Below are 15309 nucleotides of genomic sequence, written 5' to 3'. Positions count from 1 at the left end.
TAATTTATACCATTAACTGGCCCAAAAGCCAAGCTTAATCAGCAGTTGGTTTCTTAGGTCCGATAACATATACGGTATAGCCCCGTTTCACGCCAAATTTATTGGCATAAGACTCGCTCTCGAAGTAAATATCAATCTTGTTGCCTTTAATGGCGCTGCCTGTATCCTCGGCCCGGCGATAGCCGATTCCATCGATATAAACCCACCATCCCATCGGGATGACACTCTTGTCTACAGCAATGGTACGCCCTTCCGTTACCTTCGTTCCGGATGCGGTAATTCCGTATCCTTCATCTCCGGGATTTTTCCCCGTTGAAGAAGCCCCGGCTGTATATGCCGTAAGCGTAACATTGTTCAAAATTTTATTATACTTCGTCGGAACTCCGTTGTCGGGAATGAACTCGCCGCCTGACTCTGCGGACAAAGCCATGACTTGCGGATTTTTAACGCCTACCGCAATAACTTTATTCACGCTCTCTTCGACAATCGTCTCTCCTACGATGCTTTCCGCAATTAACTGACCGTCTTCATAAACCTTCTCGGTCTGCACCAGCTTGCTGCCTTCTTTCCCTTCCTGAACTACCTGCTCTTTTCCCTTGAGCAAGTTATGATCATCTTGGGTTATCGTTTCAAAGGCAAGCGGCACCGTCTGTTCTTCAATCTGTTTCGTAACGCGGATCACCTGAATAGAGGCGTCCGACACAATGGGATCTTCTATGGCGGGAACGACTCTATCGTCTTCCCCAACATGTATATTTAAATCTTCCAACGCACTGGCAACCGTTCTTCCAGTTGTGTACAATGTCTTGGTCTCCCCATCAGCAGTTACCAGAACAGGCAATGTATGATCGATCGTAAATCGGTCGCCGTTCTCGATTTGGGTGTTGAGATCCGCCGAAATGCGGTCATGCTCATCTACCGAGATTCCTTGTTCATCCAGCAGACGACTCAAGATCCACTGTTTCGTTTGAATCGTTTTTTCTTCTCCGTCCACCACCAAAGAAACGCTTTTGGTTGCCGTACCGTACAACAACATGAAAAACATGAAAGTCAATGCGAATGAAGCCAAGGCAATTATTGTTACCAAACGCAGGTTTTCATGCTTCCAACGCAATGCGAAGGACATGCTGGATGATCGTTTTACATGGGTGTTCTCAACCTGGATTGCGCCCACTTCTTCGGTCCTCCTTCAAAGCCCCGCCGTCGACTGTTACGCATGATTAAGATCTGACGCGACTAAGATAATTGGGTTTAGATTAATATCACCGTAATTTCTTGATTGACAAGATCACACTTTTGGCGCTCTTGACCTAGCTCCACCTCCCCTTAAACAAAACTCTATGTGAAAGTCCGGATATGTATCCCAAAATTATTAGCGATTAGAAATTCGGCGATAGGTTTTAAGCTTTCATGAAAGTTATCATAAGCTCTATCGATCAACCTTGTAAAGAGGGTGATCCCTATATAAAAACCCGATTTTCGAACCTATTCCGGCAAATTCTGAAAATTACAAAACATAACCGTTCTATTTCTATCCATTAATAAAGGTTTTCTGATTATTTCGCCGTTTTTCGTGTTGCATTAGGAAAATAAGCGCCTTAGGTTTATAATGGACAGACATAAATTAAGTTAAAAATATCCATAATATGGGAAAGCGAGGTAGGTTTTTTGGCACCGATTTTGACCCTTGAAAACGTATTCGGAGGGTACTTTATCCACAAGCCAGTCCTAAAAAATATTTCCTTTTCTGTCAATGAAGGGGAAATGATAGGCCTGATAGGTTTAAACGGAGCAGGCAAAAGCACAACAATCAAACACATTCTCGGTTTGCTTCAACCGCAGCAAGGCGATATCCGGGTGAAAGGGCAGACCTTGGCCGAGGCTCCGGGGATCTATCGCTCCGCCTTCGCCTATGTTCCGGAAAGCCCTGAATTGTATGAGGAGCTTACGATTTGGGAGCATCTGGAGCTTACCGCTCTTGCCTATGGACTTTCCAAAACGGAATTGAACACGCGGGCCGACAAGCTTCTGGATTTGTTTCACATGAGGAATAAAGTCAAGCATTTTCCGGTACATTTGTCCAAGGGGATGCGCCAGAAGGTAATGATCATGAACGCCTTTCTGATCGAACCGCCGCTATATATTATCGACGAGCCGTTCCTCGGATTGGATCCGCTAGGTATTCGCTCTCTGCTGGATTTGATGGTCACCTTCAAGGAGGCGGGGGCGAGCTTCCTGATCAGCTCTCATATCCTATCCACTCTGGAAAAATACTGCGACCGTTTCCTTGTACTTAACGAGGGGGTCATTGTTGGAGAGGGAACGCTTGTCGAATTGGGGCAGTTGGCAAATATGGAAGGCGCGCCACTCGACGATATTTTCTATAAACTGATTCAAAACGGGGGAAAAGGAGATGTTTGATCCCATTCAATTATGGGGTAGAAGATGCCGATCCTTCTGGAAGGAGGCGGCCTACTACTGGCGGTTCATCGGCAGAAGCATGAGCCAAGGGGTCTTGTTCTTTGCCTTTATAGCGGCAATGTATATGTATATTCAGTGGCTGGAAACTTTGCCGGACAACTTTCCTTATTACTGGTTCACGGTCCCTCTGATAACCTGGGCGGTAGCCTTCAGTCCCATCCGTACATTCCTGCAGCCGGCGGATCGAGTGTTTTTGCTCCCGGTGGAAAGCCGAATCGGGCCTTATTTATCCCGGGCATTACGGTACAGTTATCTTTGGCAGGCTGCCACAGTTCTCGTCGTGGCGATTATTTTATGGCCACTTTATAAAGTATCCAAAGACGGTTCGACCTCCTTTCTGCTGTTGAGCGTATTTCTATTAATTGTTAAATGGGGGAATGTTCTCGGCAGTTGGCAAGAGGCCCGGCAGGTTCATGAGCGCAGTCGACGACTGCTTCGCTTCATTAGATGGATAGCCTCCACCATTGTCGTTTTTACCGTATACCAGTATGGACCCGCTATAGCAGGCATCATCGGCCTTCTTTGTGTAACCATCCTCTGGGCAAGCTACAAGAAGACGAATCAATATCCGATCCCTTGGGAATATCTGATTCGGAAGGAGCGGGAGCATCTCTCCAAGCATTATCTGTTCTTCAGCTGGTTCATTGAAGTGGATCACCTGCCGAATCGTGTCAAACCACGGCGCTGGCTGGCTTCCATTACAGGCCGATTCCCGTTCCGCCAAGCGTCCACTTATTTATATTTGTTTACGAAGACGTATATTCGCTCGGAAACGGCCAGCATTTCGGTCAGATTAACCGCTGCCGGGGCTCTGCTTCTCCTTCTAGTTCCCGATCCGAACTGGAAAATCGCGGTGTTCGGCATCTTCCTATGGATGTCCTGTGTCCAGATGTCTTCTCTGGATCAGTATCACCGTTATACGTTCTGGCTTAAGCTCTACCCTGTTGATGCGATGAGCAAGAGAGCAGCGATTATCCGCATTGCTTATGTAAGCCTGCTCAGCCAATGGCTCCTTCTAGGAGCGGTGCTTGTCTGGCAATCCCGGGGATCTGGCCTTTCCTTGGCCGCGGCAGCTGTTTCCTTGTTGATGGTCAGCGCTTACTGCCTCATCTTCATGAGAAAAAAGCTGAAGCGGACCTCACTTCAGCTTTAGCAGTCGTATAGCATTCGTTGTCGTTATTTCTGCAATTTCTTCCAGCGTCTTCCCTGTCAGTTCGGCGGCCGCTTCGGCTACAAGCCGGACATAGGCGGACTCGTTTCTTTTGCCGCGGTAGGGATGGGGAGTAAGATAAGGCGAATCCGTCTCAATCAGCAGCCGATCGAGGGGCACCTTCTGCAGCACCTCTTTCGGCTGTTTGGCGTTCTTGAAGGTTATCGGCCCGCCGAAGGAAATATGGAAGTTCATATCCAGGCACAGCTTGGCAGTCTCCCAGCTTCCCGAATAGCAGTGCATGATGCCGCCTACTTCCGAAGCTTTCTCCTCCCGCAGGATTTTAACGATATCGCCATGAGCGTCCCGGTTATGAATCACTATCGGCAGACCCAGCTTGCGGGCCAAACGGATCTGATCACGGAAGACGCGATCCTGTACATCTTTGGGAGAAGTATCCCAATAATAATCAAGTCCGATCTCTCCTATAGCGACTACTTTCTCATGACGGCATAGCGATTCGAGCCAATCGAGGTCCTCGGGCCGCATATCTTTGGCATCCTGGGGATGCCAGCCTACAGTGGAATAAATAAAATCATATTGTTCCGCGAGCTTAAGGGAAGTAGGGATCGTTTCCCGATTAAAACCCACATTGACTATTCTTGTAACTCCTTGCTCTACCGCTCTGGCTATGACGGCTTCGCGGTCTTCGTCAAATTTCTCATCATTCAGATGCGCATGAGTATCTGTCAGCATGTTCTGCTCCTTTCCAAAACCATTACCGATCTGCATCCAGCAGCCTGCGCAGAGTTTCGGGCATATCGTCCAGCGCAACAATTTCAGCCGGATAATAAAGTTGATTCTGGCCCCGGCGGATGCCGCTGATGGAACGAACGATCTCAGACCGGGTCGATATTTCGTTTAATTGTTTGCGCTCATCCAATAACAAAATAGGCAGCTTCTCATCCAATTCGCCGGGTCGGTACACATCATAAGGCAAATCGAGCGGAAAATCAATTTCGACATAATATTCGGATTTCCACCCCCGGCGGTTCATCCAAAGCCTCAGCTCTTCAGCCAGCGCTTCGTCCTCTTTCTCAATCGGAACATGCTTAAACAGCCTGCGGTGAATAAATCGGGCGCACAGGTCGGCAAGTACCCCATCTTCTTCCTCCATCCAATACATGAACACCGTCTGCATCAGCGCTTCATCCAAATAAAAATAATCATTCACTGATAACTTTTGATCAAAAAGCGCCTGTATCGGTTTCACCATAAAGCGAAACGGGTATCTATCTTCGTATAAAGCTTTAGCACGCATAAAAATTTTATCCAATAAAATTTCCGCGCTGCGGGTTACGGGATGGAAATAAACCTGCCAGTGCATCTGATACCTGGACATTAAATAATCCTCTACGGCATGCATGCCGCTGTCTTTGACAACGACATGCCCCTTATAGGGCCGCATCATTCTAAGAATGCGCTCCATGTCGAAAGTACCGTAATTAACACCTGTATAATAAGCATCTCTCAGTAAATAGTCCATCCGGTCCGCATCCAATTGGCTGGATACTAAGCTGACGACTATTTCCTTAGGATAAGATTTGGCAATCACCGCAGCTACCTGCTCGGGAAAACTGGGATCGATCCGGCGCAAAACTTCATTAACCTCGGTATCTCCTAAAATCATTCGACAAGTCCAATCCTCATGATTCGTCTTGAATGTTTTCTCGATGGAATGGGAGAAGGGCCCGTGTCCCAAATCATGAAGCAAGGCGGCACAAAGACAGAGCAACCGCTCTTCCCGCGGCCAATCCGGATAATGGTTTCGCTCGAACAAGGAAATGATTTTGCGGGTTATTTCGTAGACTCCAAGAGAATGGGAGAACCGGCTGTGTTCCGCACCATGAAAGGTTACATAGGAGGTACCTAATTGACGGATGCGGCGCAGCCTTTGAAACTCTTTAGTGTTGATTAAGTGCCAGATAGTCTCGTCTTGAACATAAACATATTTGTGGACTGGATCTTTGAACACTTTCTCTTCCATCATAAGTCAGTTCCTCCTTTTAATCTCTTAAATTCATTAGTTTTCTAGACATCAATTCGACAAATTATCGAAGGAATTTGTCGAAAAATATATGGATGATTTCCCAATATAAAAGGGTTAGAGGAAAAGTTTCTCTTCCCTGCTATTCCAAAATATAGTATAAATATACAAGATTCATGACTGAAAAATCCAGTTTGCACCTTAAAATATTGCGTAAACGCTGGATTAGAGACAAAAACCAACTGTCTATCTATCTTTTTCCTGTAAATGGATAGGCAAGGGAAATGATTTGTGTTGACTATTATGGGAAGAGTTGGTATTATAATAAAGTAAAATATTGTCGAATAATGACGATTAATATATTGAAGAGGTGAAGTTTTCATTATGTTGAAATCTACCGGAATTGTAAGAAAAGTTGATGAATTGGGACGCGTTGTTATTCCTATAGAACTTCGCCGTACTCTAGGAATCGGGGAAAAAGACGCCTTGGAAATCTATGTAGATGGCGAAAGAATCATGTTGAAGAAATATGAGCCTGCCTGCATCTTTTGCGGCAATGCAGAAGACGTGACTTACTTCAAAGGAAAAATAGTTTGTCAGAATTGTGTCACGGAAATGCCCGCACCTGTGACAAAATAATAATAATGGTGTATAATGGGTATAATCGATAATTTGTTAATTCTAACCTTTTTCATATCTCCTCTAATCCCTAAGTATGGAAGCATTATTTTTCCGCCTGCTACTTAGGGATCTTTTTTTGTTCAAGGAGAGTTTTTAGTTGTGTTTCTACTATTATAATAACTGATTGTATACTTCCCTCTTCGGCACTCCCCGATCTTGCGCGGCTCTTTTGATCGCTTGCTTGCGATCTTCCCCTTGGCGAATATAGAACTCCACATGGTCCTCCAGAGTCAGCTCCTGCCACCAGGCTTCTCGGTCGTCAGCCTCTGCTTCTCCCGCACCGACCACGATACAATATTCTCCCAACGGTTCCACTTCATCGAGATGCTGCAGGCAATCATCCAACCGCCCTCTAACGACTTCCTCATATTTCTTGGTTAATTCCCTTACCAAAGCGACCTCCCGGTTTCCCCAGGCCTCGCGTATTTCTTTAAGGGTTTTGACAATCCGATGAGGGGATTCATAGAAGATGACGGTCGCCTGGACGTCTTTCCATAAACTCAGTTCTTTAGCCATCCCCTTCTTATCCCTTGGAAGGAATCCAACGAAGACGAATTTATCGGTCGGCAGACCGGAAATGATTAAGGCCGACAACGCGGCATTAGCACCCGGAATTGGAACTACGGGTATACTATGCTCCACAGCAGCACGAACCAGCTCGTAACCGGGATCGGAAATGGCCGGCAGTCCCGCATCGGAGACCAATGCCACGGATTCCCCCGCCTCCATCCTGCGGATTAGCTCCGCTCCGCTGGCTTCTTTATTATGTTCATGATAACTGACCAGACGGTTGGAGATTTCAAGATGGGACAGCAGCTTGCGCGTCTGCCTCGTATCTTCGGCCGCGATCCAATCGGCTTCTTTCAATATTCGTACCGCCCTGTAGGTGATATCCTCCAGGTTTCCAATCGGTGTCGCTACCAAGTACAGCGTTCCCGTGTTTCCCGCATTTCGAAAGCTTTGCTGAATGTTCATCTTTCCCCTCCTTCCTTTCCTTCTTCGGACGACAGGCTATCCCTATTGCCATAATAGATCTCCATGAGCTCCTCGCAATATTCATGATTATTCTTATAGACAATAAGCGGAGGAAGCAGCTTCACTTCCGGCTTGCCGTCGCGAATCGCTTCAATTAGCACCATGTTGCTTTCTTCCCCTTGCCGGGGATGAACAAAACGGATACGCTTCGCTTCCAGCCTGTACTTACTTAACGCATGCAAAATCTCCACCAGTCGGGAGGGACGGTGAACCATCGCTACTTTGCCCCCTGTTCGGACCAGTCTGCTGCAAGCGGCTGCTACATCATCCAGAGTGCAGAAGATTTCATGCCGTGCCGCCGCAACATGGGGGTTTAGGTTCTGATCCCCGGTTCTGGCTTTCATATAAGGAGGATTGACCGTTACCAAATCAAACTTCCCATAGCCCAATGTCTCATGAATGGTCCTCAAATCGCCCTGCATGATGCGGACCTGTTCTTCCAGACCATTAAGACGCACGTTCCGGTCCGCCATATCGGCAAGCCGCTCCTGAATTTCTACCCCCCATATATTAGCCTTGGTACGGGTTGTCAGCAGCAGTGGAATAACTCCATTCCCTGTGCATAAATCCATGATTTTACCCCGTGGCGGTACCGTACAAAAGCGAGACAACAAAACAGCGTCCATCGAAAAGCTGAAGACCTCGCCACTTTGAATGATGTGCAAATCATTCGTCAATAAATCATCAACCCGTTCGTGTTCCTGGAGTTTTACCGGAATCGATTCCATGATATTTCCCTCACAACTTTAATCTGAAAATAATATGGTAACTTTTCATGCCAATCCGAAAGATCTTTACTTTATGATTTAGTAAATTTAACTTTCGGATGTGGTAAGAAAAGCTTCTATTGATGCCCAATCAGAGATGTCGTCAAATTCCTCTTTAGTGGTAACTTTTCATGCCAATCCGAAAGATCTTTACTGTCATGCTTTAGTAAATTCAAACTTTCGGATGTGGTAAGAAAAGCTTCTATTGATGCCCAATCAGAGATGTCGTCAAATTCTTCTTTAGTGGTAGCTTTTCATGCCAATCCGAAAGATCTTTACTTTATGATTTAGTAAATTTAACTTTCGGATGTGGTAAAAAACCGCAGAGACTTATATCTCTGCGGTAGAATCATTTATTCAAAAAAGATAAGCAGAACAAGCAATCTCCCTCATTACGAAGATGCCCGTAATAAACATTACATATATGAAAGCCTTCATAGTATAGTCTGGCCAGGTTATCGTAGCCTTCTCCTATGACCGGCGTTTCTTTCCCTTCTTGATGTTTGACTTCGCCAGAGGTGTCCTTCTTCAATAATTTCCTGAGCTGTTGGTTCTCGTTCGTCAAACGGTGATTTTCCTCCATGACAAGGACAAGCTGTTGTTTTAAAGAATTGAGGTCGGCAAGATTTGCGCTCATCCGTTCTTCCATTTGTTCTATCTGTAAAAATAGTTCTTTTTTGTCCACGGTTTCACCCCGACGTTAAAATCCGCTATTCCTGTTCGACAACATCTTCCGATGGAAGATCCAGAATTCTGTTCTGTTCGAACAGTTGAACTTTAATCATCTTTTCATTAGCCTTAATGCTTAATACTTTGCCGGTACCATATGAGGTCATTACAATTTTGCCTATCTTGGGAAGCTCATCCTTCACACTTTCATAATTATCATGCTCATACTTGAGGCAGCACATCAATCTTCCGCATAGTCCGGAAATCTTGGTAGGATTCAATGACAAATTCTGATCTTTGGCCATCTTGATGGACACCGGCTCGAAATCCCCCAGGAAAGAGGAGCAGCATAATATTCTTCCGCAAGGCCCGATTCCTCCAAGCAGCTTCGCTTCGTCCCGGACTCCAATTTGCCTAAGCTCTATCCGTGTGCGGAAGATGCTGGCCAGATCCTTGACCAACTCTCGAAAATCAACCCTACCTTCGGCCGTAAAGTAAAAAATAATTTTATTGCGATCAAATGTATATTCTACATCAACCAGCTTCATCTTCAGTTGATGGTCCTTTATCTTTTCCTGGCAGATGCCAAAGGCGTCCTTGGCCGCCAATTTATTGCCTTCCACTAATTTCGCATCGTTATCATCCGCAATGCGAATTACTTTCTTGAGCGGGAGCACGACATCATCTTCAGGCACTTCCCGTTTGCCGATGACAACTTTGCCATATTCCAACCCCCGTGCCGTGTCGACTATCACATGATCGTCCTTATCCACAGGCAAGTCTATAGGATCGAAATAAAATATTTTGCCCGCTTTCTTGAAGCGAACACCGACTACTGAATACAATGCTACCCCCCCTGTAAGTCAATCATCCATTTTTCGAGCGTAAGCTGGGGATTGGCGTTAAACCTAATCCGTTTCCGGACATCAACCGCCCGCTCCATTCCTGTAATCCAAAAACCGACTTCCCGGCTGAAAGCTAACGGGGACATCCAGTCAGCCTGATCTATATAAACTATATTCTCCTTATGACCGCTGCTCAAACGCACCATATCCTTGAGCCATAACATCCACAAATCCATTAATATGTCTATATGCTCGTTGAGCTTACTCTTGAACACCTTCTGCTGTAAAGTAATCATCGCGTGAGGAAGCTTCGTCAATGATTCCTTGGCCAGCTGCAAAACCGTATTTCTCGCCTCCGCAAACCATTCCGCAGATACCAGCTCCCTCGCCGCATGCACTCCGGCCGCCAGATGAACCGCAGGCGAAACCAGTATCGGCGAGAGTCCTTCTTCTATTAGAATAGAAGACATCTCCAGCGGGCTCGCCGGAACGAAAGAAATCCATTGCGCCCGGGATTGAATGGTGGGCAGCAAGGCATGTCCATTTTCCGTTATCAGGACTGCAATGATGTCCGTAAGGGGCTCCTCCAGAAACTTCAGCAAGCTGTTGGCAGCCTGAACCGTCATCCGGTCCGCTTCATTCAGGACATAAATTTTCGTCTGGGAAGCGGTGGCACGATAGGCAAACTCTTTCTGAAGCTCACGAATTTGATCTATCTTAATCGAGGCGCCGTCGGGCTCGATCCATACCACATCCGGATGGTTGTTATGATCTACCTTACGGCAGTTTAGGCAATGGCCGCAGCTATCGTCAACTAATTCGCTGCAGTAGAGCGCTTTGGCCAATTCCTTGGCCATCTCCCTGCGGCCCGAACCTGAAGGGCCACTGAATATATAAGCATGGGATAGCCGTCCCGACCGCAAACCGTTCTGCAGAATTCTCTTCGCTTGAGCCTGTCCGGCTATCGCTTGAAAGGACATAGCTCCCCCTCATTTCAATAGAGGAGATTGATAAGCATGCCGCGAATTTCTCCCACTTTACTCAACAGCTCAATTTTACCGTTCTCCTGCTGCAGCAGCTCATCCGCCATGGACAAGAGAACGGCGTCAATCTCCTCTAGCAATTTATAACGTTTGGCCCGCCCGCGGCGGTCCCAGCCCTTCGTCTCTTTAAGATGGACTCCGCGCCGGGCAGTCTCCTCCAGAAACTTCTTGACCAGCAGTTTGTACTGCCGAAGCTCCCTTAGTGTCAAGGATTTCGCAAGACGTTCGCCCTGCAGATGAATTTGGTCCAGAATTCGCTGCAATTCGTCCGCGGTTACCTGCTGATCATGCCTCCGCATGAATTCTGAGAAAGGCTTCGGCTGAATCTGCTGGTTTAAAGAATTGTCCAGCGGCTTGATATCTTTGGCAAGGGGCCGCAAGCCCGGTATTATCTTCATGCCTGTAGACCTGCCTTCATCGCGGACAATGGCGCCGCTTAATAATGTTCAAACCGTTCCACTTGAAGGACGAAGACGGCGGCTCCGCCCACTTGTACCTCAACGGGAAAAGGTATATACGAATCCGTCGAACCTCCCATAGGAGACACGGGAGTAACCAGTTGATCACGGACTTTACAGTTGGCTTTAATGACTTGCATCACTTCAGGGATTCGGTCATCCTCAATACCGATCATGAAAGTGGTGTTGCCTGCTTTAAGGAATCCCCCCGTACTGGCCAACTTGGTTGCGCGGAAGCCTTCCTTGACCAGCGCGTTGGACAGCCGGTTGCTGTCTTTGTCCTGCACAACGGCAATAACAAGTTTCATAGATATCCCTCCCTATTATTATACCCTAACTTGTGAGTCGGGGTGTACAAGCTTTTCAAAATCTTCTGCAATTTCGTCCGCAATCTCCTGGACCGTCCGATCCGCCCGAATCAAGCGAACCCGGTGCCGTTCCTGTTCGGCGATGGTCAGGAAGCCTTCTCTTACCTTTTGATGGTAATCATCGCCTTTAAGTTCGATGCGGTCCAAGCCTTCGCCATTGAAAGCTTGGCTTCTCTCCAGCAATCTCCTTCTGCTGATCTCTACCGGAACATCCAGCATGTAGGTTCTCGCAGGCTGCAGGCCCGCACTGGCAAAACGGCTTACGGCCAGGACAGTCTGTAAGTCAAGACCAAGCCCATAGGCCTGGTAAGCAACACTTGCATCAATATACCGGTCGCACAATACGATCCGGTTTTGTTCCAGGGCCGGGATGATTTTCTCATGTACATGCTGAGCCCGTGAGGCTGCATATAGGAGCACTTCCGTTTGATCAACCATCTCTTGATGATCAGGAGAAAGCAAGATTCGGCGAATTTCATCGCTTATCGGTGTACCGCCCGGCTCGCGTGTGACCAGCACATCCAAGCCTTGCTTAATTAAACGATCAGCCAGCAATTGGAGCTGAGTCGACTTGCCTGACCCGTCCGGGCCCTCGAAGGTGACAAAAATTCCTTTCACAAAATTCCTCCCGAAGAATGACTATACCTAGATGTATCGTCAGTTTTTTAAGCGAATGTATTTATCATCATTTGAACATATTAGGATTGGAACTCTTCACTCGGCGGCATCTCCCTGCTAAACCTTCCAAGACTCAAAAACCGATGGCCTTCCCCCTGAAAGTGGGCTCTTAATAACATATGAGGCGCGCGCCCAGAGGTTAATCAGGATTCAGTACCTGAAGCGTAGCTAATGAGCGATCCATTGTTCCCTGAAACCTTGCCCCGGTATTGGCCAGGACAGCAAGGTAAGCTGCCGCTTCCTTCGTAACAGGCTCACCCGGATACAGAACAGGAATGCCTGGCGGATACGGAATGACCATCTCAGCCGAACGATACCCCACTGAGTTGTCCAAGGGAACCGTCTGTACACAATCATCAAGGCGGGAAAGATCGATGTCGAAAGGAATAGGAAGAGATACATGCGGCATTGAAGCGGTTGTAATCTTATTCGTCAAAGCATCATGCTTTTCCTTCTCATGAAGCCCGAATTTGTCGTTAATATCCGTTAAAGCGGATAGTAATTTTTCCGTGTCCGCCAGGCTGGAAGCAAGGCTGAATAGCAAGAGCACATGACGGGGATCCGCCATTTCAATCATACAGCCTCTAATCTCCAATTCTCGCTGTAACTCAAATCCGTTCAAGGTTCCCGTTCGATCCCTTAAAATAACTTTAAACGGATCCCAGGCGTCATAAGCCCCATTCCCCTCAAGCTTCACCACCTGAAAAGCATCCAATGACTCCGCTTTATCACGAAATGTTCCGACACTCTCAAGTCCGCGCTCAAACAACCGGCTGCCTTCTTGCTGAAGCATGCTCCGGCATAGATCCAGAGACGCCATAATCGGATAAGAAGGACTCGAGGTCTGCAGCATGGACAGCCTGGAGGCTATCTTATGAACATCGACTAGACCGCCACGAACATGCAGCATCGCACCCATAGTCAGAGCGGTTAGCATTTTATGAGCCGATTGAACGACCACATCCGCACCTGCGGACAAAGCCGATTCAGGAAATGCCGGATGAAAGCCAAAATGAGCCCCATGGGCTTCATCAACAAGAAGCGGAATACCCCGGGAATGAACGAGATCAGCTATAGGCTTTAAGTCTATTGCCATTCCGTAATAATTAGGGTTAGTGAGTAAAACTCCCTTAGCCTGAGGATACCGATCCAGTGCCTCGGCCAGATCCTTGCTGCCGACACTCGTGGCCAGTCCGGTTCCCGGATCCAACCGCGGAGTCACAAAAACCGCCCGGGCACCCGCAAGCATCAAGCCATGGATAACCGACTTATGAACATTCCGCTGCACAATCAGTACATCCCCGCGGCCACAGACTGCCGTAATCATGGCCAAATTCCCCGCCGTGCTGCCATTTACCAGAAAATACGTCCGGTCCGCGCCAAAGCAATCTGCCGCAAGCTCTTGAGCCTCCTTGATGACTCCTTCCGGCTGATGAAGATCATCCAATCCGGTGATTTCCGTAAAATCTATAGACATAATCTGTTCCAACATGCCCTTGTTCTTGGCAGAAAGGGCGGACCCCCCCTTATGTCCCGGAACATGAAAGCTCGAACGTCTTTGAAAATGATACTCTAATAATGTTTCATATAATGGAGCGCGTATGTATCTATCATGAATCACCCTGATGATCCTCCATATGGCTTTGATCTTTGTCCCTTAGTCCAGAAGCCCAGGGCTTTCCTCCTATATTTAAGAAAAAAGGAGAATAAGCCAGTCACTTATTCTCCCCTTACTATATGAAAAAAAGCTTTATTAATAAAGCTTTTTTTGCAGTTAGCCAAAATTATGCATCCTTAGGGTACCAGATCTGTCTGAGCTGATGAATAAAAAATGGATATTTTTCGTCCTGCACATCCGTATGGACTATCTCCTCTTCGCAAGCGGCACATATAAATTGCGAAATAATGTGAATGCCGTCTTCTCTCTGCTGCCCGCATATGATGCATATAGTCTGACTTATTTCTTCAGTCGGTCTGGCTGCCTCCATCCTCCCCACCCCGCTTTTGAATTTCCTATTAGTATTTCCCAAATAGAAAACTATTAAACTCCCCGCCGCTATTTTTATCTTTTATTTATATTATGTAAGCTGATGACCGATGGTGTCTGTACGCTTTAATGCGAACAAGTCTTTTTCTTTAGGCGTACTTCCAATATACTAATGATAGGTCTATACATACAATCGGAGGCAAATATGAACAGGGGACTATCTGAAAAGGCTACGATATATAATTATACCTTGCTTAAAAAATGCGGGTATGGAAAATTGCCCTCTTCAATCTATATAACCATATTGTTATTATGGGGGGCGGGCTGTTTCCTTTGGCATTACAGCGGTGCTCTTGCGCTGCTGCTGGCTTTACCGGCTGTTCATGGTTTGTATTATGTGCTTATCCGCCTGATCAAGCGATTTACTCCCTGGTCAGCGGACTTTTCCTGGTTATGGACGAAGAACCTGCCTTGGAACGGATATCTGCCGGAAGGATATATCCGTAATCGCTTCTTACTCTCCATTCACATGCACCTGTTGCTTACTGGGGCCGCTATTATTGGAGCAGCCTACATCTGGGTTCCCGTCCCGGTATTTGCCACATTTATGTTTGTACATATTTGGACTCTGCTCCCGAGACTATGGATTCTGCAACAACTGAAGCAGGTTCACCCCCACGGGCTGATTAAAATAACCGCTGATGAATTATTGCTCTATTCAACCTGATACGGGAAATCCTTTAGAGGACGAAGCTGTCTTGTGTGCTTCGTCCTTTACTTCAGATTTCAATCGATTGATATGATTTGCTGTTTCATTGGACATACAAGTTGCATTGATTAAGTGCCTTATCGACATCGTACCGGAGTTCAAGACAAAATAAAAAAAGCCCTGCCGGCAATATACCCGCAAGGCTTGGTTCTTATAAAAAATTCCGCATACTCTCCTTCGGGAGAGATTACGTTAAATTCAGGAAAAAAAAGCCGCTTGGCAACGTCCTCCCGCACCGGCTGAAAATGCTTCTCGAATCACTTCGAGGTCGGCATCGGAATTCACCGCTTAAGCCGGGCCAGCTTCTTGAGTTTCATCGATAAAAAATTCC

The 15309-nt window shown here is 46.8% G+C and carries 17 protein-coding genes; 4 read left to right on the top strand and 13 right to left on the bottom strand.

Going from position 1 to position 15309, the window contains the following annotated elements; genetic code table 11:
* Positions 1-34: 34 nt before the first annotated feature.
* Positions 35-1174 carry a resuscitation-promoting factor gene (locus FS806_RS12530; protein WP_144936701.1) on the bottom strand — a complete coding sequence of 380 codons (1140 nt, stop codon included), beginning with the start codon at positions 1172-1174 and terminating at the stop codon, positions 35-37.
* 494 nt (positions 1175-1668) lie between these two features.
* Here FS806_RS12530 and FS806_RS12525 point away from each other — a divergent pair, with 494 nt between their 5' ends.
* Positions 1669-2421 carry an ABC transporter ATP-binding protein gene (locus tag FS806_RS12525; protein WP_144936698.1) on the top strand — a complete coding sequence of 251 codons (753 nt, stop codon included), beginning with the start codon at positions 1669-1671 and terminating at the stop codon, positions 2419-2421.
* Positions 2414-3634, top strand: a complete 1221-nt coding sequence (locus FS806_RS12520) for an ABC transporter permease (protein WP_144936695.1) — start codon at positions 2414-2416, stop codon at positions 3632-3634. The genes FS806_RS12525 and FS806_RS12520 overlap by 8 nt, the downstream gene beginning before the upstream one ends.
* Here FS806_RS12520 and FS806_RS12515 read toward each other — a convergent pair.
* Complete coding sequence (locus FS806_RS12515; RefSeq protein ID WP_144936693.1) at positions 3620-4387, bottom strand: TatD family hydrolase; 768 nt, start codon at positions 4385-4387, stop codon at positions 3620-3622. The genes FS806_RS12520 and FS806_RS12515 overlap by 15 nt on opposite strands.
* A gap of 22 nt (positions 4388-4409) precedes the next feature.
* Complete coding sequence (locus FS806_RS12510) at positions 4410-5681, bottom strand: HD domain-containing protein (RefSeq protein WP_144936691.1); 1272 nt, start codon at positions 5679-5681, stop codon at positions 4410-4412.
* A 381-nt stretch (positions 5682-6062) separates the two neighbouring features.
* Between FS806_RS12510 and FS806_RS12505 the strand changes: the two genes are divergently transcribed.
* On the top strand, positions 6063-6317 hold the full coding sequence (locus FS806_RS12505) for an AbrB/MazE/SpoVT family DNA-binding domain-containing protein (protein WP_144936688.1): 255 nt from the start codon (positions 6063-6065) through the stop codon (positions 6315-6317).
* A gap of 153 nt (positions 6318-6470) precedes the next feature.
* Here FS806_RS12505 and rsmI read toward each other — a convergent pair whose 3' ends face one another.
* The 10 genes from rsmI to FS806_RS12455 all read right to left on the bottom strand — a co-directional run bounded on the left by rsmI (position 6471) and on the right by FS806_RS12455 (position 14210).
* The gene (gene rsmI / locus FS806_RS12500) at positions 6471-7334 is read right to left on the bottom strand and encodes a 16S rRNA (cytidine(1402)-2'-O)-methyltransferase (RefSeq protein WP_144936685.1); all 864 of its coding nucleotides are present in this window, start codon (positions 7332-7334) and stop codon (positions 6471-6473) included.
* Positions 7331-8122, bottom strand: a complete 792-nt coding sequence (locus FS806_RS12495) for a tRNA1(Val) (adenine(37)-N6)-methyltransferase (RefSeq protein WP_144936682.1) — start codon at positions 8120-8122, stop codon at positions 7331-7333. The genes rsmI and FS806_RS12495 overlap by 4 nt, the downstream gene beginning before the upstream one ends.
* 388 nt (positions 8123-8510) lie before the next feature.
* Positions 8511-8846 carry a DNA replication initiation control protein YabA gene (gene yabA / locus FS806_RS12490; RefSeq protein ID WP_144936677.1) on the bottom strand — a complete coding sequence of 112 codons (336 nt, stop codon included), beginning with the start codon at positions 8844-8846 and terminating at the stop codon, positions 8511-8513.
* A 25-nt stretch (positions 8847-8871) separates the two neighbouring features.
* Entirely contained in the window at positions 8872-9675 is an 804-nt protein-coding gene (locus FS806_RS12485; protein WP_144936674.1) for a PSP1 domain-containing protein, read from the bottom strand.
* A gap of 2 nt (positions 9676-9677) precedes the next feature.
* Positions 9678-10655: a DNA polymerase III subunit delta' gene (holB, locus tag FS806_RS12480; RefSeq protein ID WP_144936671.1), complete on the bottom strand. Its 978-nt coding sequence runs from the start codon at positions 10653-10655 to the stop codon at positions 9678-9680.
* A 14-nt stretch (positions 10656-10669) separates the two neighbouring features.
* Positions 10670-11116: a YaaR family protein gene (locus tag FS806_RS12475; RefSeq protein WP_144936668.1), complete on the bottom strand. Its 447-nt coding sequence runs from the start codon at positions 11114-11116 to the stop codon at positions 10670-10672.
* 38 nt (positions 11117-11154) lie between these two features.
* On the bottom strand, positions 11155-11484 hold the full coding sequence (locus tag FS806_RS12470) for a cyclic-di-AMP receptor (RefSeq protein ID WP_144936665.1): 330 nt from the start codon (positions 11482-11484) through the stop codon (positions 11155-11157).
* Positions 11485-11502: 18 nt separating this feature from the next.
* Positions 11503-12162, bottom strand: coding sequence for a dTMP kinase (gene tmk, locus FS806_RS12465; protein WP_144936662.1), 660 nt, complete (start codon positions 12160-12162; stop codon positions 11503-11505).
* A gap of 199 nt (positions 12163-12361) precedes the next feature.
* On the bottom strand, positions 12362-13843 hold the full coding sequence (locus tag FS806_RS12460) for an aminotransferase class I/II-fold pyridoxal phosphate-dependent enzyme (RefSeq protein ID WP_225312814.1): 1482 nt from the start codon (positions 13841-13843) through the stop codon (positions 12362-12364).
* Positions 13844-14006: 163 nt separating this feature from the next.
* A complete protein-coding gene (locus tag FS806_RS12455) occupies positions 14007-14210 on the bottom strand; it encodes a sigma factor G inhibitor Gin (RefSeq protein ID WP_144936659.1) in 204 nt (67 codons plus the stop codon).
* 303 nt (positions 14211-14513) lie between these two features.
* On the opposite strand from FS806_RS12455, the gene FS806_RS12450 reads away from it, so the two are divergent.
* The gene (locus tag FS806_RS12450; RefSeq protein WP_222126658.1) at positions 14514-14936 is read left to right on the top strand and encodes a hypothetical protein; all 423 of its coding nucleotides are present in this window, start codon (positions 14514-14516) and stop codon (positions 14934-14936) included.
* Positions 14937-15309: the final 373 nt, after the last annotated feature.

Origin of the sequence: Paenibacillus sp. 32O-W, from assembly GCF_007679495.1 — a bacterium.
GTDB classification, from domain to species: Bacteria; Bacillota; Bacilli; order Paenibacillales; family NBRC-103111; genus Paenibacillus_L; species Paenibacillus_L residui.
This window is presented reverse-complemented; position numbering and strand designations above follow the sequence as displayed.

Excerpts from the sequence above, each read along its gene's own strand:
- FS806_RS12515 (WP_144936693.1), bottom strand. The coding sequence starts at position 4,387 with ATGCTGACAGATACTCATGCGCATCTGAATGATGAGAAATTTGACGAA.
- FS806_RS12495 (WP_144936682.1), bottom strand. The coding sequence starts at position 8,122 with ATGGAATCGATTCCGGTAAAACTCCAGGAACACGAACGGGTTGATGAT.
- FS806_RS12470 (WP_144936665.1), bottom strand. The coding sequence starts at position 11,484 with ATGAAACTTGTTATTGCCGTTGTGCAGGACAAAGACAGCAACCGGCTG.
- FS806_RS12520 (WP_144936695.1), top strand. The coding sequence starts at position 2,414 with ATGTTTGATCCCATTCAATTATGGGGTAGAAGATGCCGATCCTTCTGG.
- FS806_RS12505 (WP_144936688.1), top strand. The coding sequence starts at position 6,063 with ATGTTGAAATCTACCGGAATTGTAAGAAAAGTTGATGAATTGGGACGC.
- FS806_RS12510 (WP_144936691.1), bottom strand. The coding sequence starts at position 5,681 with ATGATGGAAGAGAAAGTGTTCAAAGATCCAGTCCACAAATATGTTTAT.
- FS806_RS12475 (WP_144936668.1), bottom strand. The coding sequence starts at position 11,116 with ATGAAGATAATACCGGGCTTGCGGCCCCTTGCCAAAGATATCAAGCCG.
- FS806_RS12455 (WP_144936659.1), bottom strand. The coding sequence starts at position 14,210 with ATGGAGGCAGCCAGACCGACTGAAGAAATAAGTCAGACTATATGCATC.
- holB (WP_144936671.1), bottom strand. The coding sequence starts at position 10,655 with ATGTCCTTTCAAGCGATAGCCGGACAGGCTCAAGCGAAGAGAATTCTG.
- rsmI (WP_144936685.1), bottom strand. The coding sequence starts at position 7,334 with ATGAACATTCAGCAAAGCTTTCGAAATGCGGGAAACACGGGAACGCTG.